The sequence below is a fragment of the Psychrobacter sp. KH172YL61 genome (assembly GCF_007182895.1).
In the GTDB taxonomy this organism is placed as follows: Bacteria; Pseudomonadota; Gammaproteobacteria; order Pseudomonadales; family Moraxellaceae; genus Psychrobacter; species Psychrobacter pacificensis.
In genome coordinates this window covers 103,741-125,324 of the sequence record NZ_AP019516.1, presented here as the reverse complement: position 1 = coordinate 125,324, position 21,584 = coordinate 103,741, and the positions used below count along the sequence as shown (strand labels likewise).

Genomic DNA, 21,584 nt, shown 5'->3' with positions numbered 1-21,584 from the left:
CTATTTAAGCATAAATAAGGGTTTGATGATATGGGATGATTATGTCGCTCTGAAAACATCCTATTACATGCTTTGGATTTTTGTCACGTAAGGCTGGCAGATGACGACGACTCACGGCTAACGTCTCATCGATTCCTTTAAAACGTATCTGATATTGTCCAGCGTCTAGGGTTTCTAAAAAGTCTAAAAAATTCAGATTGATAATAGCGTTGCGATGCACACGGAACAAACGATCATCAAACTCTCGCTCTAGCTCTTTTAGGGTCTCATCAATCAATACCATACCATCTTTGTGACGTACTTTGACGTATTTTTGATCTGCCGCAAAATAATAGATATCTTTGAGCTTAATCAATTCGACCCCGCGATGGGTACGAGCAGCAATATGCTCGCGTATCGGACGCGCCGCTGGATTTGCAAGCTTGCGAATTTCGTTCAATTGCGCCGCGTTTAGGTTTTTTGCTTTGTTCAGTGCTTCTAATAGCTCGTCTTTGTTTGCCGGTTTCAACAGATAACCAATTGCATTGGCTTTTAGTGCCGCTATCGCATAATGATCGTAAGCGGTGACAAATATAATGGCTGGTGGATGATCAAGTTTGTCCAGCTCTTGGGCACAGCGCACCCCATCCATCTCAGGCATACGAATGTCTAATAATATAATGTCAGGCTGCTGAGTTTTTACGGCGACAATCGCTTCTGCCCCTGTGGTAGCTTGAGCAACCACCTCATGACCTGACTCCTGTACGATTCTGACCAAACGCTCACGCGCTAAAGGCTCATCATCACAAACTACAATACGCATGTAAACTCCCACCCCAAACTCTACTGAATATGTTTCGATGGTATGACGAATGTACTGGCCAGTTCAATATGGTGAAATTTTCTGCATCATATTTTTGATAGTAACCACTCATTGTCAATAATTGCCAGATAAAAATCGCAATAACCATATAGATATAAAAGACATAGATATAAAAGACATAGATATAAAAGACGATGCAATAAATATGCCACAACATCTTATAATAAGAATATAGTGTCTGAGAACATCATAAAAAATGGTAAAAGAGGAAAGATTATAAACTGACGTCTTGTAAGGGATAGTCAATAATGGTAGTAATGTGGTTACCAGTCACTGTGCTTTGGATATCAGCACTTTGACCAAAGTACGCACGTAATCGATCCGCTTGAATATAAAAATCCATATGCTGACGCAAATCATGGTTAATGATTAAGGTCTTTGTAGGAAGTTCCACGTCGATCTGAATAGCTACTCTGTGCTGCTCCCAAGTGACTTTAATATTAAAATGGATGGTTTCAGTGGTCATCTCAACCACATTGAGTAGCATTTTCTCCAGTACGCTTTGTAAGGTTAACGCCGTAATCACCATATCATACATAATATCTTCATCAGGCAAATCCCAATGGACCTCGAGTTTGTCTGCCAAACGGCTAGACTCGATCGCTAGATAATGCTCACACAGCGCAACTTCTTCTTCAAAGCTAATCTCACGTTCGCCGCTAAAACTGGCACGATATAAGACCGAAACGTTTTGTAATAAAGCAGAGGCTTTTGACGGATTGGACTCAATGAGTGAGACCAGTGTGTTGATGGTATTAAAGAAAAAGTGCGGCGCGGTGCGGGCTTTTATTAAGTCATTCTGTGCAGTCAACTTGTATTCAAACGATAGCTTGAGCGCATTAAGCTCACGGTAGCTACGCAAAAAGTACAGCAAAAATACAATGGTAAAACCGCCCGTCAGTACGGTATTGAAAAACAGATTGGTCATAAAAGCTTGGCGATCATATTCCATCAAACCCATATTAATCAAAACCAAAACGACTAAAGCCATAGAAACCGTAGCGGCAAACATCATCAGCATGACGATACGCACACTCACACTCGGAATACTGGCATTTTTGAAGACAGGGCGCAGATAATCTACCAAATATAATGCAGGTATAACGGTCAAACCGTTTTGTATGGTTCGCGCAACAAGCTTGATGATAAAGTCCGACCAACTGGACAGACCATGACGCTCAATCACTGTGAGAAACAGTGACCAAAAAGCAATATATGTCAGCCACTGCCAAGGCCTCATGATCTCCATGAGTTTTGGAATAAAAAACTCTAAGCGCGTAGCTAGTAAGGCAACCTCATCATTTGCTATACTTGAGTTCTTACTCTCTTGACTTGTCTTGTACCAATATGAACGCCAATTCTTCAAACCTTAGTAATCCTGAATCAAGTAAAAATTCATCTGCTTCTGATTCTAGCACGAATGTCTCAGTAACAAACAAAGATGCACAAAACAGCCCTACCAGCACTCAGGGCCAGCAGATGTGGGGTGGACGCTTCAGTGAAGCGACGGACAGCTTCGTGGCTGCCTTTACCGCCTCTGTCGGCTTCGACCAACGCTTTGCTCGTCACGATATTCAAGGATCGATTGCCCATGCAACGATGCTCAAAGAATGCGATATCTTGACTGCTGATGAAGTGGCCACCATTATCGACGGTCTTCAACAAGTATTACGCGAGATCGAAGCAGGTGAGTTTAGCTGGTCAATCGCCCTCGAAGACGTGCACATGAATGTCGAATCACGCCTCACTGATATTATAGGCGCTGTTGGCAAAAAACTACACACGGGTCGTAGCCGTAACGATCAGGTCGCGACCGACATTCGTTTGTGGTTACGTGAAGAGATCGATAATATTATCGAGCTGCTCATACGCTTACAAAGTGGCTTGCTTGACCTGGCTGACCAACATACCGATACCATTATGCCTGGTTTTACGCATTTACAAACCGCCCAGCCTGTCAGCTTTGGTCACCATGTGATGGCCTGGTTTGAGATGTTGTATCGCGATACCGAACGTTTGATTGACGCCCGCCGCCGTATCAATCAGATGCCCCTTGGTAGTGCCGCACTCGCTGGCACGACGTTCCCGATTGATCGTACTATCACCGCTGAGCTATTGGGTTTTGAAGGTATTTGTCAAAATTCGCTCGATGCGGTCTCAGATCGTGATTTTGCGATTGAGTTCACCTCCGCCGCCTCGATTCTGATGATGCACATGTCACGTATGAGTGAAGAGATTATTCTGTGGATGTCAGCGCAGTTTAACTTTGTGCAGATACCCGATCGTTTCTGTACTGGCTCATCGATCATGCCACAAAAGAAAAACCCTGACGTGCCTGAGCTGGTACGCGGTAAGGCGGCACGTGTCTTTGGTCAGCTAATGACATTACTCAGCCTGATGAAAAGCCAGCCACTCGCCTACAACAAAGACAATCAAGAAGACAAAGAGCCTTTGTTTGACTGTGTCGATACACTGACAGGCTCACTACTTGCCTTTGCTGATATGCTGCCCAACATCGTCCCAAACAAAGAAAGTATGCGTGCTGCGACAATGAAAGGCTATGCCACTGCCACTGACCTAGCAGATTATCTGGTACGTCAAGGCGTTGCATTCCGTGATGCGCATGAAGTCGTGGGTAATGCGGTCGCACTCGGCATCAAAGAAGGCGTTGATCTCAGTGACTTATCCTTGGCACAACTACAGCAATTCAGCGATGCCATCGGTGAGGGATGTCTTTGACTATCTCACGCTAGAGGGCTCACTAGCAGCTCGTGACCATCTGGGCGGTACTGCGCCAAACCAAGTCAAGCAAGCAGTGGTCAGTGGCCGCGCTCGTTTAAAAGCCTTTGCCTAATCAGACCCTTTTCAGCCAGAGCTAACTTATCGCTATATATCTGACACCCGCTATTGATGCGGGTGTTTTTTATTATAGTCAATCCCCTATAAAAGAGCTACAGCGTTAACCTCACTTGAAGTATCACAGTTACATCTGCGCTCGGTTGTCTTATATCTCTTTTAAACTGAATTAACTATAACTTACTATCAGCTACCCGCCCTTTTTTCGCGCTTTCTTTGTCTATCTGATATGAAACGATAAATCAGAATAAAGGCAAGACGTGCTGATAACACCTTATAGATTTGTGTCTGTTTAATAACAGACACGAGATACCCTTGCTAAATTGACCAAGAGCGTTATCATAGGCTCATATGATTATTTAATTTGCCTGCTAGGGCATATCATCATTTAGATAGCGAGGCTTAAAATAAGATAAATGGTAGTCAAACAAGGAAAAAACTGCAGAGAATATCGGTATATTCACAAAGTTTTTGACGATGTTTGACAAGATGTAGCCATTTTAAGACCGCTAAATGATTTAATGGGCTAATTGATGGCATGGCCTAATATGATAAATAAGGAACACCTGATGACTGAGACTTTTAATCCCCAAGACAATACCGTGTTTTGCCGCAAATACAAGCAAGAACTACCAAAAATGCCGCATCCGCCCTTCCCCTAACAAAAAAGGCCAAGAGCTACAAGACACAGTCTCTGACAAGGCATGGAAAGAGTGGCTAGAACATCAAACCATGCTTATCAATGAGAATCATTTGAGCATGATGGATCCTGAAGCTAAAAAATTCTTGACCGAGCAACGTGATAAGTTCTTGGATAATGAAGACTATGAGCGCGCTCAAGGCTGGACGCCAGAAAGCTAGGCTGAGACCACTGCATTACGCCCATAAAAAACGCGCTATAGTAAGCGCGTTTTTTACGTAAGAAGACTATTTTGCCTGCGTTATTAGTCGTCATTACTTTCTAAAGCTTCGTAGTCGTCGACTGACATCGTGCTCACTTGACGAGCAGCCAGACGATCATTGGCTTCTTGCACTGCTTTTTCGACCATGGCATAGTCTGAATGGCGTACATCTTGACCACTGATATAGTTGATGACCAGCTCCGCCACGTTTTGCGCATGATCGCCGATACGTTCAAGCGAGCGCAAAATCCACATGATATTGATAACCTTTGAGACTTGTCTTGAGTCTTCCATGATATAGGTCATCAACGCGCGAATGGCAGATTGATATTCGTTATTGACCACACTGTCATTGCGCATGACCTCAAACGCCTGCTCAGCATTTGATTGACTAAAGGCTTCTAGTGCGTTGTTAAGCATCAGTCTTACCTGATTGCTCAAATGCTGCACTTCAGCATAGCCGTAAGACGATTTGCCTTGTGCGGCAATTCTGCTGGCCATTTTCGCGATTTTTACCGCCTCATCGCCAATACGTTCCAAATCTACCACGCCTTTACTGATCGACATAACCAGACGCAAATCTCCTGCGGCAGGTTGACGCTTGGCAACCAACAATAAAATATGTTCATCGAGCTCAACCTCCATGCGGTTGATATCAAAGTCCATCTCGATGACCTCTTGCGCCAGTGTCTCGTCTCTATCAATAAGTGCATGAATCGCTTTGGCCACTTGGTTGGCAGCACTATCACCCATGTATAAGAACAAACGGATGGCTTCATCAAGATCTTGGTCAAAACTTTTGGAGATATGCTTATCACTTTGCATAAGAGGTATTCCCTGAAATCTATATTTTAGTAGCGCGATATGCTGATTGAGTGAAACGACCCAACTTCAGTATTAGCTCTTCAGTACTAATTAATCGGCCCTAGCCATAGCGACCAGTAATATAATCTTCTGTCGCAGTTTGGGTAGGTTTGGTAAAGATCTGATCGGTCTCACCCATCTCGATCATATCGCCTAGATACATATAGACGGTATAGTCTGATACCCGCGCCGCTTGCTGCATGTTGTGGGTAACAATGGCGATGGTATAGTCATTTTTGAGATCTTCTATCAGATCTTCGATAGCGCCCGTCGAGATAGGGTCAAGCGCAGAGGTTGGTTCATCGAGCAGCAATATTTCAGGCTTGGTTGCGACACTACGGGCAATACACAGACGCTGCTGCTGACCACCTGATAGCGACAGGCCGGATGCTTTTAGCTTATCTTTCACTTCTGGCCATAGCGCCGATTTTTTTAGTGCCCACTCCACGCGATTATCTAGCTCGTCTTTGCTGAGCTTCTCATAGAGTTTGACACCAAAGGCAACATTGTCATAGATCGACATGGGAAACGGGGTTGGCTTTTGAAATACCATACCGACCTGCGCGCGTAGCAAGTTGACATCGATGTCTTTGCCCAAAATATTGCGCCCATCAAGGTTGATAGCGCCCTCTGCACGCATTCCTGGATACAGATCATACATGCGGTTAAAGGTACGTAGCAGCGTCGATTTGCCGCAACCTGACGGACCAATGAACGCCGTTACTTTTCTGCGATATCGATATTGATGTTTTTTAATGCCTGAAAATCATCGTAGTAAAAGTTAAGATCGCGGACTTCCATTTTTGCTTTGGGCATGTTTTTGGGCATATCATGAATACTTTGCTTGGTGAAGTCAGCAGTATTGGGTTGCTGCGATTGCGCACTATGAGACGTGGTTCTATTTAACAAGCTGTCTGTTGTACTGTTAAAGCGATCAGCCGTTGTTTCTGTGCGGGCTTTGCTTACGACATCATTCATAATATTATCCAACCTAGCTTAGTGTATTTCGTATAAATATAAGTAAATACTTGGTATCTTTGCAGCGATATCTGTCTTTATTTGACCTGACCGCGATTGCCAATAAATCTTGCCAAAATATTCAATACCAAGACCGACGCTGTGATCAGCAGCGCGGCTGACCATGCCAGTGTGTGCCAATTATCATAAGGACTCATCGCAAACTGATAGATGGTATTGGGTAAGTTGGCAATTGGCTGACCCATATCGGTACTGAAATACTGATTATTGAGGGCGGTAAATAGTAATGGCGCCGTCTCACCAGTGATACGAGCAAAAGCCAAAAGTACCCCTGTCGTCAGTCCCGCTTTGGCAGCCTTGATAGTCACTTGCGTCACCATTTTCCACTTGGGCGTGCCAAGTGCATAAGCCACTTCGCGCAAGCTATTGGGTACCAGATTCAGCATATTCTCTGTGGTACGTACGACGACTGGAATGACAATCAATGCCAATGCCAATGCGCCTGCCCAACCAGAGAAACTTTGACCTTTGACCATTAAAGCATATATAAACAGACCAATGACAATGGATGGTGCCGATAATAAAATATCGTTCAAAAAGCGCGTCACTTGGCCAAGCATACTGCCTCTAGAAAACTCAGACAAATAAATACCAGTCATAAGCCCGATGGGTGCGCCGATGAACAACCCTGAAAACGCCAGCATGGCAGAACCCACGATCGCATTGCGCAAACCACCTGGACTCATCGGCGGTGGCGTGTCAGCGGTAAAAATTGGCAGCTGCACCATGCCTTGGAAGCCTTCAATAAACAGCGTCACCAAGATCCATGATAACCAAAATAAGCCAAACACCATGGCTGACATGGCAAACCCCAAACCCAGCTTATTCATCCAGCGACGTTTGTTGTACAGACTCTTGTTGTAACGCCCCACGCTGCTTGGCTTGGTGGTCATGGGCGCATTCATCGCATTGTTAGCAGCCATACTATTTATTTCCCATATCTTTTATCAATATCAATCGAGATCCAATAACCATGCTTAGGCTTATCGGTTACCTGCTTTGTGATCCATGCGCATGAGCATCAGTTTGGCCAACGACAGCACGATGAAGGTGATAATAAACAAGATTAAGCCCAGATGTAGTAAAGATGCTAGATGCAGCTCACTTGACGCTTCGGCAAACTCATTGGCCAATGCTGAGGTGATGGTCACACCAGAAGTAAATAGACTTGGGCTGATATTGAACGCATTACCGATCAAGAAAGTCACTGCCATGGTCTCACCGAGCGCACGACCCAGTCCCAAAATCACGCCGCCAACGACACCCGCTTTGGTATAAGGCAAGATAATCTTGAACATCACTTCCCACGTCGTCGCACCCATACCGTAGGCCGACTCTTTGAGTAGATCTGGCACCACAGAGAAAACATCACGCATGGTGGCAGCGATAAAAGGGATAATCATGATGGCAAGTACCAAGGACGCGGTAAACATCCCTAGTCCCATGGGTGCGCCTGTAAACAGCTTACCGATGATAGGTAGCGGGCCCACATGCTCAATAAACCATGGCTGAATATGCTCACCAAAGAAAGGCGCAAAGACAAACAAGCCCCACATCCCATAAATGATAGAAGGAATACCTGCCAACAGCTCAATGGCAATGCCAAGCGGTTTTTTGAGGAACTTTGGACACATTTCGGTCAAAAATATCGCAATACCAAAACTGACTGGTACAGCGATAACAATCGCGATAAATGACGTCACCAAGGTGCCATAAATAGGCGCGAGTGCCCCGTACTCATTGGAAACCGTATCCCAATTATTACTGCTATAAAACCCCAGACCAAACTCTTGGATACTCGGCCACGCCCCAACAATCAGAGACACCAAAATGCCCCCTAACGATAGGGAGGACGAGTATGGCAAACGCTTTGGTAGAATTGACAAATAAAGCGTCGTAACGTTTTTGTTTAGCCAGTTGGGACCTTAAGTCTGTCATAAGTGTCTCAGCATTGAATGGGTGAATTCAAAAAATCAGGGTGTTCATTTCGTTTTATGACAGCAAACGCAACTTGACTAATGATTATCGTGAAATATAGCGATTAGTGTTTTGGTCAAATTTGCTGTGATAAAACCTCTCAAACCACTACCGGAGAATAGTGGCTTAAGAGGAAATCAAAAAGTCATTAAGCAGCTTGTACAGATCGTTTATTGCGCTGGCTTATAAACAGGCTGTCCATCGCTACCTTTGACCTCATTCCATTTCTCTTTGAATAGAGCCACTGCTGTATCAGAGAATGGGACATAGTCTAGCGCCATGGCATCATCATCACCTTGGGTATACGCCCAGTCAAAGAAGTTCAACACGCCAGCGACTTGCTGAGGATTCTCTGGTTGCTTGTGTACTAAGATGAAAGTAGCAGCAGCGATTGGCCATGCTTGATCCGTCTCAGAGTTGGTGATGACTTTATAAAAGCCTTCTTGTTGTGACCAATCGATGTCACCAGCGGCGGCAAAGGTTTCAGCAGATGGCTGCACGATATTGCCCGCGGCATTTTTAAGCGCGGCATGTGACATGTTGTTTTGCTTGGCGTAGGCATACTCCACATAGCCGATAGAGTTTTTCATGCGGTTGACGTAGCTTGAGACGCCCTCATTACCTTTACCACCTGCACCAGTCGCAGAGGTTGGCCACTTGACCGTTTTATCAACCCCAACGCTGTCTTTCCAATCTGGTGATACCTTGGCGAGATAATCGGTAAAGTTAAACGTCGTACCTGAACCATCTGAGCGGAATACTGTGGTGATGGCGGCATCTGGCAAAGTCAAATCTGGGTTCAAGGCTTTGATCGCAGGATCATTCCAGTTATTGATTTTACCCAGATAGATATTGGCTAAGGTTTCACCATCTAGCTTCAACTGACCTGGCTCAACGCCATCGATGTTAACGATTGGCACAACGCCACCAATCACGGTTGGGAACTGGATAAGACCAGACTCTTCAAGCTCTTCAGGTGTTAATGGCGCATCAGAAGCACCAAAATCGACGGTTTTTGATTGGATTTGTTTGATACCACCAGATGAGCCAATAGATTGATAGTTGACTTGGCCACCTGTGGCAGCGTTATAGTCAGAAGACCATTTGGCATAGATCGGCTGCGGGAATGATGCGCCTGCACCTGTGATATTCATGGCAATGTTTTCAGCAGATTTGAAACCCGTGTCAGCAGAAGGCGTTGCCTGAGTCTGCGTGGTGGTTTCAGCCGTGGTAGCGGCGCTACTGGTCGTATCAGCAGCTGGTTCTGCCGTTTCTGTTGACTTATTACACGCCGTAAGCATTAATGTACAACTAACGGCCACTGCTAATAACGAATAACGCATGTAGGACTCCTGAAATTTAACAACGATATAAAAAAGCATTGTTTGTGATATGAGCGTTATCTTGCCAAATCTTTATGACAGTTTAATGACAACCTCTCAAATCCTGCATTCGCTTTACACAATATTTAGCAATCGCCTCTAAGTATCAGTAATATCAAGGAATTTTAATTACTATCAATAACTCCCTGTTCTTTGTATCCATGCTAAATAGCAAAATAAGCGCCTGATATTTTCATCCAAATTCCATTAGCCGTTAACGCAGAATTTTGTTAGTATGAAGAAGATTTACAACACTGACAGACTCGGGGTGCGATGTAGCATTGGCCTACTTTATTAAACGTTTATAGTTAAACATTGATAAAAGTAGCCACCTATCTACATTCGCTGAGAGATCACCCGCCGAACCTGATGCGGTTAGTACCGACGCAGGGAAGTCTTAAGCACGTTGTTATTGATGACAACGGACGCGTAAAAATACTTTTTTATCATCGCTATTGTCTAACGATGCACGCCGCATACGTAGATAACGAGAGAAGATAGAAAGCGGCGTCCACTATTTGATGACCATTAACCGCGACAATTTCTTTGCTCGCTGTTAGGTGTTGATAATATAAATTTGTCTGAATGACGAGTGTTTGCCCCGCAGCTACTGGCGGTGTTGCTTTTATTCAAAAACCAACACGCTAGGACAGCATATGACTATTTCAAACAGCAGCTCTTTTGACAATGCCTCTTTAGACAGTGCCTCAGCGCCATCACAAGTCCAAACGCACAACCCAGCCGATAACATACCTCTCGTATCAGACACCAAAGCCGATAAAAAAGCCGACGCGCTAAAGACACCTGCCCACCGCGCCGCCAGTGATGCACGCTTTGAAGAAGACGCGCGCGACTTACACCGTATCCCTACCCGCCTCGCGCAAAGTCTATATCGAAGGCTCACGGCCTGATATTCAAGTACCGATGCGTGAAATCAGCTTAACGGATACGCCAGTTGGCGGTACGGGTGATAAGGATGGCGAGCACAATCCGCCTTTTTATGTGTACGATACTTCAGGCGTGTACACTGACCCCAATGTCGAGATTGATCTGACCCGCGGTCTACCCAAACTGCGTGAAAACTGGATCGCCGAGCGCGGTGATACCGAGCAACTAAGCGGTCTGTCTAGCTCATACGGGCAAGCACGTGCTCGTGATATCAGCACTGCCAACCTCAGGTTTGCTCATATTGACAAACCGCGCCGTGCCAAAGCAGGGAAAAACGTCACTCAGATGTACTACGCGCGTCGCGGCATCATTACCCTGAGATGGAATATATTGCGATACGTGAGACGCAAAAGCAGCATGAACTGACTGACATGCGTCAACATGAGGGTGAGAGCTTCGGTGCCAATATGCCCAAAATTATCACCCCTGAGTTTGTCCGTGATGAAGTAGCCGCTGGACGTGCAATTATCCCCAACAACATCAACCACCCTGAATCTGAGCCAATGATTATCGGGCGCAACTTTTTGGTAAAAATCAATGCCAATATCGGCAACTCAGCGCTCGGCTCATCGATTGATGAAGAAGTCTCCAAAATGACATGGGCCACGCGTTGGGGCGCGGATACCATCATGGATTTATCGACGGGCAATCACATTCATGAAACTCGTGAATGGCTAATCCGCAACTCTCCTGTGCCGATTGGTACCGTACCGATTTATCAAGCCTTAGAAAAAGTCGATGGCGTCGCTGAAGATCTGACGTGGGAGATATTCCGTGATACCTTGATTGAGCAAGCCGAGCAAGGTGTGGATTACTTTACCATTCACGCAGGCGTCCTGCTCCGCTATGTACCGCTCACCGCAAAGCGTTTGACAGGTATCGTCTCACGCGGCGGCTCTATCATGGCGCAGTGGTGTCTGGCGCATCACAAAGAGAGCTTTTTATACACGCATTTTGAAGATATCTGCGAGATTATGAAGCAATACGATGTGGCGTTCAGTCTAGGTGATGGCCTACGCCCCGGCTGCTTGCAAGATGCCAATGATGAGGCGCAGTTTGGCGAACTACGTACGCTTGGTGAATTGACCAAAGTGGCATGGGAGCACGACGTACAGGTGATGATTGAAGGCCCTGGACACGTGGCGATGAACCGTATCAAAGAAAACATGGACTTGCAGCTTGATCTGTGTGCGGACGCGCCTTTCTATACCTTGGGCCCATTAACGACTGACATCGCCCCGGGTTATGACCATATCACCAGTGCGATTGGTGCGGCGATGATTGGCTGGTTTGGTACCGCGATGCTATGCTATGTCACACCAAAAGAGCACTTAGGGCTACCAAACAAAAAAGACGTCAAAGACGGCATTATTACCTATAAAATCGCTGCACACGCCGCCGACCTTGCCAAAGGTCACCCTGGTGCACAGGCGCGTGATAATGCGCTATCCAAAGCGCGCTTTGAATTCCGCTGGGATGATCAGTTCAATCTGGCGCTCGACCCTGATACCGCGCGCGAATATCACGATGAGACCTTGCCAAAAGATGCGCATAAATCGGCACACTTTTGCTCTATGTGTGGTCCGAAGTTTTGCTCCATGAAAATTACGCAAAACGTGCGTGAGTATGCAGCAGGACTGGACAAAGATGCCGCCAATAAAAAGGTAACGCCGCAATCAGGCGACTTAAGCGATGATGATCATTTGATCAAAAAAGTCGATACAGAACTGGTCGGACAAGTAGGCGAAGCCAGTGCTGAAGAAGTCCGTCAAGGCATGGCTGAGATGATGGAAAAATACAACAAGGAAGGACGCCAGTTATACAAAGAGGTATAAGCTTTTTTAGTTTATGTATTTAGTAATATCAAACCTTCGACGCCTGATAAATCTCCTCAATCGACGTATTGATGGTATCGGCAAACTCTTCATCGCTTTGCTGCTTACTCAACCCTTCGGTAAAGGCGCGCGAGAAGCTGGCAATCATACCGGGGTTTTGTTTGAGCTTCGCGCACGCATCAGTGCGGCTATAACCACCAGATAGCGCCACGACTTTGAGCACTTTTGGATGGTCGACCAGTTCCTGATAAAATCCTGCTTCTTCGGGCAATGTCAGCTTGAGCATTACTTGCTGTTCGTCATTTAAGCGTTCCAGATTACGCAAAATATTGGCTTTTAATAGCACTTCGCAATCATGCTTTTGGGCACTATCAATATTGACCTCTGGTTCAACGATTGGCATCAAGCCTTTTGAGATGATTTGCTTGGCCACATCAAATTGCTGCTGTACAACGAGCTCAATACCATCGACATTTGGCTCATAAATGACTGAGCGCATCTTGGTACCAAATACTGGATAGTTCTTGGCTTTATCTAGCAACAGATCTAGATTAGGCATCGGCTTCATGACTTGGACGCCGCTCATCTGCTCCGCCAAACCTTTATCTACCTTCAAGAATGGAACGATTTGCTTGTCTTCCCACAAATAGTTGGCGGTCGACTTACCATTGACGTCACGCTCCATGGTATCTTCAAATAAGATCGCACCAAGCACACGCTCATTGTCAAAACAGTCGCACGTCATGATACGGGCACGCATCTCATGCACCAAATCAAACATGGCCTCATCATTCTCATACTCATCGCCGCTGATGCCGTAATTCTCTAAAGCCTTTGGTGTGCTGCCACCACTTTGGTCGAGCGCAGCGATAAACCCTGAACCGTCTTTTATGCGCTGCAACTGATTGTCGTATTCCATTGAAAGTACATCCTATTTTTATTGAGTGAAATTAAACATTATAAATCAAGCTTTCTATCACCTATATAAGGTCTGCTATTTGTAGATGACCTTATCATAGGATGATAAGTATGCCTATATAGAAAACGTGACAACTTTGCTAAAAATTCTACTTTATCCTTCCTTGGACAACTTATCTCACGCCAAAAATAAGACGCCCACACAGCATACTGCAAGTAGCAACCCCACCAAATTGATGCGATTGAGTCGTTCTTTAAACGCGCCCACTCCGATCAATGTGGCGACTGCGATGACACCCACGTTCATCCCCGTAAACACAATACTGGATGAATCGGAGAGCACTTGATGGGCTCTGACATAAGCATAAATATTACCCATGTTGAGCGCGCCAAGTAGCAATCCAGCGACAAGGGCGTCTGCCTGCCAGCGCACCCGAGTGACGAGCAGATAGACGAGTAATAATAAACCTGCGACTCCAAAGCTCACAAACAGTGTCAACGGAAAAGCAGTACCCTGCTTGGCAACCTGCTTAAACAAGATATCGATGATGCCGTAACCCGCCCATACACCGAATAACCACAGCGGTGTGTATTTTGTTTGCTTAGGGGTATCTGTCTGCTGTGGTCGATAAACCAGTGCTCCTAGTGCCAAAAAGCCAAGTGCCAATCCCAGCACACGCGTACCTGTCAGCACCTCACCAAATAGCAAAAAAGCGGCAATGATCGGAATAATCAATGATAAGCGCTGGGAGGCATCCGTTGCCACCATACCCACCGCCTCAATAGCACGTCCAAGGATAATAAACACGGCCGGTAGCAAGATCCCAAGCGCGATGATGATGCCCCAAGCACTGTCTAGCGCATGTATGGCGCCGACATCGGGCTTTAATAAAAGCCAAGTCAGTAAAAAAGCGACGGGATAACCTGCGACAATGGTCTGACGAATATCCATTTTCTTTTGGCGTAGTATTTTTAAAAGCACTGAAACAGCGACGCTACACAGCACCGCAATGGTTAGATACATCATTAAGGCCTACCTTTTGAACCCTAGTACTGGGTATTTATTATCCATACACTGGTGGCGCAGCATCAAGTAAGCCGCTTTGTATTCAACTGATTTCATTAAAAAATATGATTACAACGCTCATCATTCGATCAACTAAGCCAGTTGCGGTCTAGAAGGTAGCAAAATATATTTTTGACAGCAATCTATTTATCCGTATTTCCACGCGCGTTATTGGCAATAACGTATCAACCAAAAGCACTATGCATGGATCAATTACAATTTACTGCACGCCTGATTGCCAAGTTTTGATAAAATACCCTGCTATTTTATTAACATAAGTAACGACTCAAAACCGCTCTGTTTTGACGTATTATTGCCGCCTATGAACGCTCTCTTTCGTTTTTTTGAATCCCGTCTTCCTGCCTTCCCAGAAACGCCCATGCCATTGCCTCGTAAGGGGTTGTTGAAGTTTTTGTGGGCCTGTACTCATGGTTTACGTGGCTGGCTGTTCTTATTTATGATCCTCTCCGCAGGTGTTGGGGTCTATGAGGCCATGTTGTTTGCATGGATTGGTAACTTGGTGGATTGGCTGGGTGCTTATACCCCGCAGACACTGTGGGCAGAAAAAAGCGACATGCTACTGCTGATGTTTGCTGTGTTAATCCTCAGCCCATTTTGGATTGCCTTATCGTCATTGGTACATTTTCAAGTGATCCAAGGCGTGTTTCCGATGCAGATGCGCTGGCGTTTTCACCGCCGAATGCTTGGGCAGTCGATGCAGTTTTATCAAGATGAGTTTTCAGGACGTGTCTCAGCAAAGGTGATGCAAACGGCATTGGCCGTGCGTGATACAGTGATGACCATCACCGATATGATGATGTATGTGGTGGTGTATTTTGTCACTACTGGGGTGATTTTGTTTAATCTAGACAGCTTGCTGCTCATTCCATTTGCGGTTTGGTTTGTACTGTTTGGGCTTTCCATGTGGTACTTTATTCCGCGCCTCAAACGTACGGCCATTGTCCAAGCGGATGCCCGTGCGTTGATGACAGGACGCATCACCGATGCTTATGCCAATATCATGACCGTCAAGCTGTTTAGCCACTCGCAGCGCGAATTGGGTTATGCCAAATACGCGATGAATCAGTTTTTGGGTACGGTACACGCACAGATGCGCTGGGTCAGCTATCTTGAGGTCGTCAACCATGCCATCAGTGTGACTTTGATTGGCTCGACTGCAGCTATCGGTGTATATTTGTGGCAACAAGGTGATGTTGGTGTTGGTGCGATTGCCGCAGCGACTGCTATGGCACTGCGCTTAAACGGTTTGACCCACTGGATTATGTGGCAGACCACCAGTTTGTTTGAGAGTATTGGTACGGTACAAGATGGTATGCGTACTCTATCAGCCCCGCAAAAAATCGTCGATAAACCTAATGCGCAAACACTAACGGTCACTGATGGTCGTATTGTCTTTGATCATATTGATTTTGGTTACGAAGAGGATATGATCGCTGCCGATGATGAAGGCGCGCGCGTCGATGAGGCGCACAATGCAGGTACCGCACTGGCGAGCAACCGTGTGAAGCTGCTAGATGACTTTTATTTGGACATCAAACCAGGTGAAAAAATCGGTCTGGTCGGACGCTCTGGGGCAGGCAAATCAACCTTGGTGAATTTACTACTACGCTTCTTTGATGTCGATAGTGGCAAAATCTTTATTGATGGACAGGCAATTGATGAGGTCACTCAAGAGTCACTGCGCCAGCAAATTGGTATGGTGACCCAAGATACCTCATTATTGCATCGTACCATCCGTGAAAACATTGCTTATGGTCGTCCAGATGCCACCGATGCTGAAATTATTGAAGCCACTAAGCAAGCCCAAGCATGGGACTTTATCAAAGACTTAAGCGATGACAAAGGCAACACCGCCCTTGATACCCAGGTCGGTGAGCGCGGCGTCAAACTCTCAGGTGGTCAGCGCCAGCGTATCGCCATCTCCCGCGTAATGCTGAAAAACGCACCAATTTTGCTGCTTGATGAAGCCACGAGTGCCCTTGACTCTGAAATCGAATTTGCTATTACTGAAAGCTTAAACGACATGATGACTGGCAAAACCGTGATTGCCATTGCCCACCGTTTATCAACCATTGCGGCACTGGATCGACTAGTAGTGATGGACAAAGGGCGTATTATTGAACAAGGCAGTCACGAGGCGCTGCTCGCACGCGATGGCGTCTATGCTAAATTATGGCAACGTCAAAGCGGTGGTTTCTTAGGTGAAGACAACTAAGACCCATCAAAATAAATCACAAGGAAGTGTTTATTTTATGGAAGCATTTACAAACAGCATCAATCTTGATGGTAAAAAAGCACGTTACTATCATCTTAGCCAGCTCAATCAGTCAGTTCAAACAGATAACCATCGCCGCACACCCGCGCATTTTTATGGTGGTAATAGTTTCACCGTTGGTACCTATACGCCATTGCTAAATGAGCTGGCAACTGAGTTTGATATCAGCTCACTTGCCCTGCGTGGCTATTGGTATGACAAACCGCACAGCCGTCGTCTAACGCGTGAGCAAGATGCTGACCTGCTTATTGAGTTTTTAGAAAAAACACAAGATAAGCCTGTCGTCGGTATCGGACATTCACAAGGCGCAACCGCCACAGCCATGGCAGCAGCCAAACGTCCAGAGCTGTTTTCGCAGCTATATCTGATAGAGCCTGTCACATTCACCAAAAACCAAGCTATTTTGTATAATCTGTTACCGCGCTCTATCCTGCTGAGTCGTGAGCCTTTCAAAAGCACAGTAAATCGGCAATCTACGTGGCCGAGTGTCGATGCTTATTATGACAACTTGCGTGCGCAGCGTGCTTATAGACGCATCAGTGATGAACACTTGCAGATATTTGCCGAACAGAGCTTGAGCAAAAATCCAAATGGAAGTTACAGCTTGATGTTTGCTCCAGAGCAAGAGCTGGCCAACTATTTTAGCGCACCTCATATCGATGCCGCGCTCAAAAAACTACGCTGCCCCTATACGCTGATTACCGGTAAGCCTACTTTATTCATCAATGATAAGGTACGACAACAATGGCAAAAATTTGTGCCTGATAGCAGCATCATCTCATTGCTAGACTATGGTCACCTACTGCCAATGGAAGCGCCCAAACTGTGTGCTCAGATCATTCAAGAGCACTATCAACGCAGCAAATAATGAGAGATAACTATTGATCTATGACTGACCTTTTGCCCCAACACCTACAGATAATTTATTGCCCTATGATGGTAATGTAAACGATCTAGGCATAGTCATAAACGATGCCAATGTCCTCTATAATACGTTGCTAAATGGGTTGCCTTGGCAATCGGATATAGTGACGTTATTTGGTAAAACTCATGTGACGACTCGCCAAATTGTCTGGATGGGAGACACGGATGCAGATTACCAGTATTCAGGGCATACGCGACAGACAATACCATGGTCAGATATAGTGTTCCACGTGAAACAATATGTAGAAAAAGCGTTGGCAGACATCGGTATTGCAGCACATTTCAACACCTGCTTGCTCAACTATTATCCAACTGGCACTGATGGCATGGGCTATCATGCCGATGATGAAAAAAGAGCTCGGTCATCAACCAATCATTGCATCTCTCTCCCTTGGTGCCACCCGCAAATTTGTCTTTAAGCACAAAAAAACTCAAGAAAAAGTCGCGCTTTATCTTGAGTCTGGACAATTAATTGTCATGCATGGGGACACACAGCGCTTTTGGAAGCATACAATCACGAAAACAAAAACAGTCGATACTGGACGGATTAGCCTGACATTTCGTCAAATGCTTGCAAACTAAAATTGCCATGGTCAGGTTGAGTAAACGATTACCTATGCAATGCGATCTAAAAAACGTTCACGGTAGCATTGATACGCCGCTTCACAGACATTGGCCGTATAGTTGGCATTGACGCCACCTGCCACTACTGCACCCACCGCAGGAATGATTTGCGCGGCTTTCGTTTTGACCATATTGGTGGCCACTTTGGTTGCTGTCTGACGCAGTACCCGCGACATGACCTCTTCATTAATCTGATTAAATGTCTGCGTTTCTGGATCTTTAATCATCGCACGGGTATCATCCAGTGCTGCTTTGCGCGCTTCAGCAGAGGCAGAAGTAGCCACCGCCAACAAAGACATGGCAAACAACTGCTCGCCTTTATCATTCATGTCAAAGCCATAGTAAGTCGCATACTCTCCGATAGCGCGTAGATTGGTAGTGATAAGACCCACCACATCGGCTGGAATACCTACCCAGCCAACCACCCCTGTCGTCACGCCTTGCACACTGGTGAGCGCGACATATTTACTTTTGAGCAGCTTGACTTATTTATCGACAACCGCAATTGGTAGATGTTTAATATCAGAAAGCGTCTTGATTGACGAGCCTTCAAAATCAGGCTCCTCTTGATAGCTCTCGATAACGCCTTGAGTGTTCAATGTCCAATTGGCGGCATTACTCAAAGTACTGATGGTTTGCTCAGTTGCTTTTTTTTAAGGCATCGCCGAATTGCGGCACATCCATTAATGCATCACCTGCCGCGACAATAGGCGTATTAAGGACCACAAAAGCTTTGTCCAAAACGCCTTTATCAGGGTTTTTCCATGCTTCTATTTCTTCACGCACTTGCGCTTCATAGGCGACATGATCCATGACTTTTTTGTCTGTTTTTTATTCTCTGTAACTTTATTTTCAATGTCTTTATTCATAGTCATAGAACATCCTTTGTTATTACTTCATTTATCAGCGTGTCTCTCACTATCCTACAGCAGACAACATTAGAGAGTAGGCCTGTTGTGTTGTCAGAGACACCATTCTTGTAGAGCTTTATGAAGTACGTAAAGGATCCTATGATTTTTAAAAAACTGGTTAGCGCCCCTTATTCAGAAGCAGCAAGGACAATTTTTCCGAATGCATCGCCCTTTTGTAGCTCATGGTGCGCGGCTACCACTTCTGATAAAGGATAGATTTTTTGGATTTTTAAGGTTAATTGACCATCAGCGACTTGCTGTAAAACACGCGCCATATCATCACCACTACGCTGCGCTTTATACCCTGATACTTCTAAGCTTTTTTGCTCGCCTGCTTCTTTGAGTTTATCGACCCAAATGGTTGGCAACACATTCACGCGCGCGCCCGATTTGAGCACACTCAGGGCGCGCACGCCAGCATCATCGCCAACTAAGTCAAGTAGTACGTCGGCTTGCAAGTCAGGGAACGCTTCGTCTTTGGTATAATCAATCCAGCCTGCCAGCTTGTCAGTATCGATAAGCTCACCGAGCTTGGCATATTTTTCTGGTGAGCAAATAACTGTGACCTTAATATCATCACGGCTTACTTTGTCCATTAATAGCTGTATTAATAAGTGACCGACGCCGCCTGCTGGTGCATTGATTACGACATGCTCACCCTCTTTGATATCTGCAAATTCCACAAACTGTAGCGCTGTTTGCCCAATGCACGGCAATGCCCCTGCCTGCTCTAATGTCACATTCTCTGGCACTTTGGCAAGCATTTTGGTGTCTACCGCCACGTACTGCGCATAGCAACCACCAGTAAAGGTCAAGGCGGCAACGCGATCTCCAATAGCGAACTCATCGCTGCTGCTATCAACCACTGTACCTGATACGTCAAACCCTAAAATAGCAGGCTGGTTATTGTCGAATTTTTGTTTTTGTATATTTTCTGCGCCCCACCCTTTGCCTTGGCGGGTTTTATAATCGACAGGGTTGATACCGGCATAGGCGACTTTGACCAATACCTGATCGTCCTGTAATTCAGGGATGTCGACACCATCCTGATATATCATTACTTCTGGTTCACCGAATTCACGTATCAGGGCAGCGTGCTGGGTATTGGGGAGTTGAGGTTGTTGGTTATTGTCGTTGGTAGATGGCGTTGCCATAGTGATATATCCTTATATTTTGTTTATTAGTTAGTGCTTACTATTTATTTCAAGTTAGATGACTATTTCATAAGGGGCGATTTTAGTCGATAGTATTTTTGCTAAAAAGATGTTTTAGTCTCGATAGATTATCAAGGCAGTGCATCCGAGCACATCACCACCAAGTATTAAGAAAGTATTAGGGCAGCATCAGCTTTGCACTAATCGGCAAATGATCCGACAATGATGACCACGGCTTTCCACCATGTACCCATGCGTCTTTGACAACCAAATTACGCAGATAGATACGATCTAAACTGAGCACTGGCAGTTTTGCGGGGAATGTCGGTAGCAATTTGCCATGACAATGTCTAAATGCTTCTATCATACCAAGCTCAGTTGCCAGTTTGTCGCAAGACATCTTTTCCAATCGTTAAAATCGCCTGCCAAGATGAGCGGTTGATCAGGTGCAATCTCATTTCTTACATAATCGCTGATAGCCTGATACTGCTTAATACGGTCACGCTCAAACAGATTTAGATGCGCGCACAGTACAACAACTGGTCTGTCCCAACCGATAGGCTGCACTTCACAATGCAGGACGCCGCGCTGCTCTAGCCTATTGACGGTAATATTGACATTGTGCTTTGGGTCTAATGGGAACCGGCTTAATACGGCATTGCCGTGATGACCATTCTCGTATTCTGAGTTTTTGCCATAGCTATTTTCTAAATCCAAAAATTCGCCAAACCATTCATGCTGAGACTGATTGGGATATTCGTTATATTGCATATTGCGTTTAAGGTTTTGCCCTTGCACCTCTTGCAAACATAAGATGTCGGAGCCCACCGCTTCTAACGCTTGAGCAATACCTTGCATTTTCACCCTGACGGTTTAGTGGTGACATGCCTTTATGAATGTTGTAGCTGGTTAAAACAAAAGAGGTGGTAGTCATAATTTGATTAATTGTACGCTCAATATTTATGGAGTAAAAATCAATAGCTCAGCTACGATAACACCCAGAGTGATAGTAATGAAAGAAATAAAA

17 protein-coding genes, 5 pseudogenes and 1 riboswitch are annotated in these 21,584 nt (G+C 45.4%); of the genes and pseudogenes, 8 read left to right on the top strand and 14 right to left on the bottom strand.

What is annotated here, in order from left to right; all coding sequences use genetic code 11:
* Nucleotides 1-4: 4 nt before the first annotated feature.
* Nucleotides 5-802: a LytR/AlgR family response regulator transcription factor gene (locus tag PKHYL_RS00640; RefSeq protein WP_240365730.1), complete on the bottom strand. Its 798-nt coding sequence runs from the start codon at nucleotides 800-802 to the stop codon at nucleotides 5-7.
* Between the two features lie 274 nt (nucleotides 803-1,076).
* Complete coding sequence (locus tag PKHYL_RS00635) at nucleotides 1,077-2,102, bottom strand: histidine kinase (RefSeq protein ID WP_240365729.1); 1,026 nt, start codon at nucleotides 2,100-2,102, stop codon at nucleotides 1,077-1,079.
* A 239-nt stretch (nucleotides 2,103-2,341) separates the two neighbouring features.
* On the opposite strand from PKHYL_RS00635, the pseudogene argH reads away from it, so the two are divergent.
* The 3 genes and pseudogenes from argH to PKHYL_RS00620 all read left to right on the top strand — a co-directional run bounded on the left by argH (nucleotide 2,342) and on the right by PKHYL_RS00620 (nucleotide 4,579).
* Nucleotides 2,342-3,716, top strand: a pseudogene (gene argH, locus PKHYL_RS00630) (argininosuccinate lyase).
* A 571-nt stretch (nucleotides 3,717-4,287) separates the two neighbouring features.
* Nucleotides 4,288-4,380 (top strand): Fe(2+)-trafficking protein, encoded by a 93-nt coding sequence (locus PKHYL_RS00625; RefSeq protein ID WP_240365728.1) that lies wholly within the window; start codon nucleotides 4,288-4,290, stop codon nucleotides 4,378-4,380.
* Entirely contained in the window at nucleotides 4,364-4,579 is a 216-nt protein-coding gene (locus PKHYL_RS00620; protein ID WP_240366471.1) for an oxidative damage protection protein, read from the top strand. The genes PKHYL_RS00625 and PKHYL_RS00620 overlap by 17 nt, the downstream gene beginning before the upstream one ends.
* Nucleotides 4,580-4,662: 83 nt before the next feature.
* On the opposite strand, the gene phoU is transcribed toward PKHYL_RS00620, so the two are convergent.
* The 5 genes and pseudogenes from phoU to pstS form a co-directional block, all read right to left on the bottom strand.
* On the bottom strand, nucleotides 4,663-5,445 hold the full coding sequence (gene phoU, locus PKHYL_RS00615; protein ID WP_058023580.1) for a phosphate signaling complex protein PhoU: 783 nt from the start codon (nucleotides 5,443-5,445) through the stop codon (nucleotides 4,663-4,665).
* 100 nt (nucleotides 5,446-5,545) lie between these two features.
* Nucleotides 5,546-6,312, bottom strand: a pseudogene (gene pstB, locus PKHYL_RS00610) (phosphate ABC transporter ATP-binding protein PstB).
* Between the two features lie 227 nt (nucleotides 6,313-6,539).
* Complete coding sequence (gene pstA, locus PKHYL_RS00605; RefSeq protein WP_442966141.1) at nucleotides 6,540-7,352, bottom strand: phosphate ABC transporter permease PstA; 813 nt, start codon at nucleotides 7,350-7,352, stop codon at nucleotides 6,540-6,542.
* 153 nt (nucleotides 7,353-7,505) lie between these two features.
* Nucleotides 7,506-8,460 (bottom strand): annotated as a pseudogene (gene pstC / locus PKHYL_RS00600) (phosphate ABC transporter permease subunit PstC).
* A 209-nt stretch (nucleotides 8,461-8,669) separates the two neighbouring features.
* Nucleotides 8,670-9,842, bottom strand: coding sequence for a phosphate ABC transporter substrate-binding protein PstS (gene pstS, locus PKHYL_RS00595; protein WP_071002586.1), 1,173 nt, complete (start codon nucleotides 9,840-9,842; stop codon nucleotides 8,670-8,672).
* 293 nt (nucleotides 9,843-10,135) lie between these two features.
* A riboswitch (TPP riboswitch) is annotated at nucleotides 10,136-10,291 on the top strand.
* Between the two features lie 246 nt (nucleotides 10,292-10,537).
* On the opposite strand from pstS, the pseudogene thiC reads away from it, so the two are divergent.
* Nucleotides 10,538-12,664, top strand: a pseudogene (gene thiC, locus PKHYL_RS00590) (phosphomethylpyrimidine synthase ThiC).
* A gap of 28 nt (nucleotides 12,665-12,692) precedes the next feature.
* On the opposite strand, the gene PKHYL_RS00585 reads toward thiC, so the two are convergent.
* Both PKHYL_RS00585 and PKHYL_RS00580 read right to left on the bottom strand, forming a co-directional pair.
* Nucleotides 12,693-13,583 carry a fructose bisphosphate aldolase gene (locus tag PKHYL_RS00585; protein WP_058023584.1) on the bottom strand — a complete coding sequence of 297 codons (891 nt, stop codon included), beginning with the start codon at nucleotides 13,581-13,583 and terminating at the stop codon, nucleotides 12,693-12,695.
* 177 nt (nucleotides 13,584-13,760) lie between these two features.
* Nucleotides 13,761-14,609 carry a hypothetical protein gene (locus PKHYL_RS00580; RefSeq protein ID WP_071002587.1) on the bottom strand — a complete coding sequence of 283 codons (849 nt, stop codon included), beginning with the start codon at nucleotides 14,607-14,609 and terminating at the stop codon, nucleotides 13,761-13,763.
* A 361-nt stretch (nucleotides 14,610-14,970) separates the two neighbouring features.
* Between PKHYL_RS00580 and PKHYL_RS00575 the strand changes: the two genes are divergently transcribed.
* The 4 genes from PKHYL_RS00575 (at nucleotide 14,971) to PKHYL_RS17915 (ending at nucleotide 18,450) form a co-directional block, all read left to right on the top strand.
* Nucleotides 14,971-16,884 carry an ABC transporter ATP-binding protein gene (locus tag PKHYL_RS00575; RefSeq protein WP_071002588.1) on the top strand — a complete coding sequence of 638 codons (1,914 nt, stop codon included), beginning with the start codon at nucleotides 14,971-14,973 and terminating at the stop codon, nucleotides 16,882-16,884.
* Nucleotides 16,885-16,921: 37 nt separating this feature from the next.
* Nucleotides 16,922-17,812: an alpha/beta fold hydrolase gene (locus PKHYL_RS00570; protein WP_071002589.1), complete on the top strand. Its 891-nt coding sequence runs from the start codon at nucleotides 16,922-16,924 to the stop codon at nucleotides 17,810-17,812.
* Between the two features lie 160 nt (nucleotides 17,813-17,972).
* Complete coding sequence (locus PKHYL_RS17920; RefSeq protein WP_332835979.1) at nucleotides 17,973-18,287, top strand: alpha-ketoglutarate-dependent dioxygenase AlkB; 315 nt, start codon at nucleotides 17,973-17,975, stop codon at nucleotides 18,285-18,287.
* On the top strand, nucleotides 18,190-18,450 hold the full coding sequence (locus tag PKHYL_RS17915) for an alpha-ketoglutarate-dependent dioxygenase AlkB (protein ID WP_332835914.1): 261 nt from the start codon (nucleotides 18,190-18,192) through the stop codon (nucleotides 18,448-18,450). Before PKHYL_RS17920 ends, PKHYL_RS17915 begins: the two co-directional genes overlap by 98 nt.
* A 32-nt stretch (nucleotides 18,451-18,482) precedes the next feature.
* Here PKHYL_RS17915 and PKHYL_RS00560 read toward each other — a convergent pair whose 3' ends face one another.
* The 5 genes and pseudogenes from PKHYL_RS00560 to PKHYL_RS00540 all read right to left on the bottom strand — a co-directional run bounded on the left by PKHYL_RS00560 (nucleotide 18,483) and on the right by PKHYL_RS00540 (nucleotide 21,491).
* Nucleotides 18,483-18,929, bottom strand: a complete 447-nt coding sequence (locus tag PKHYL_RS00560; RefSeq protein ID WP_240365727.1) for an EcsC family protein — start codon at nucleotides 18,927-18,929, stop codon at nucleotides 18,483-18,485.
* A gap of 48 nt (nucleotides 18,930-18,977) precedes the next feature.
* On the bottom strand, nucleotides 18,978-19,115 hold the full coding sequence (locus tag PKHYL_RS00555; protein WP_240365726.1) for a hypothetical protein: 138 nt from the start codon (nucleotides 19,113-19,115) through the stop codon (nucleotides 18,978-18,980).
* A gap of 16 nt (nucleotides 19,116-19,131) precedes the next feature.
* Entirely contained in the window at nucleotides 19,132-19,305 is a 174-nt protein-coding gene (locus tag PKHYL_RS00550; protein WP_240365725.1) for a hypothetical protein, read from the bottom strand.
* Between the two features lie 226 nt (nucleotides 19,306-19,531).
* Nucleotides 19,532-20,557, bottom strand: a complete 1,026-nt coding sequence (locus tag PKHYL_RS00545) for an NADP-dependent oxidoreductase (protein ID WP_071002593.1) — start codon at nucleotides 20,555-20,557, stop codon at nucleotides 19,532-19,534.
* A 178-nt stretch (nucleotides 20,558-20,735) separates the two neighbouring features.
* Nucleotides 20,736-21,491 (bottom strand): annotated as a pseudogene (locus PKHYL_RS00540) (endonuclease/exonuclease/phosphatase family protein).
* Nucleotides 21,492-21,584 lie beyond the last annotated feature (93 nt).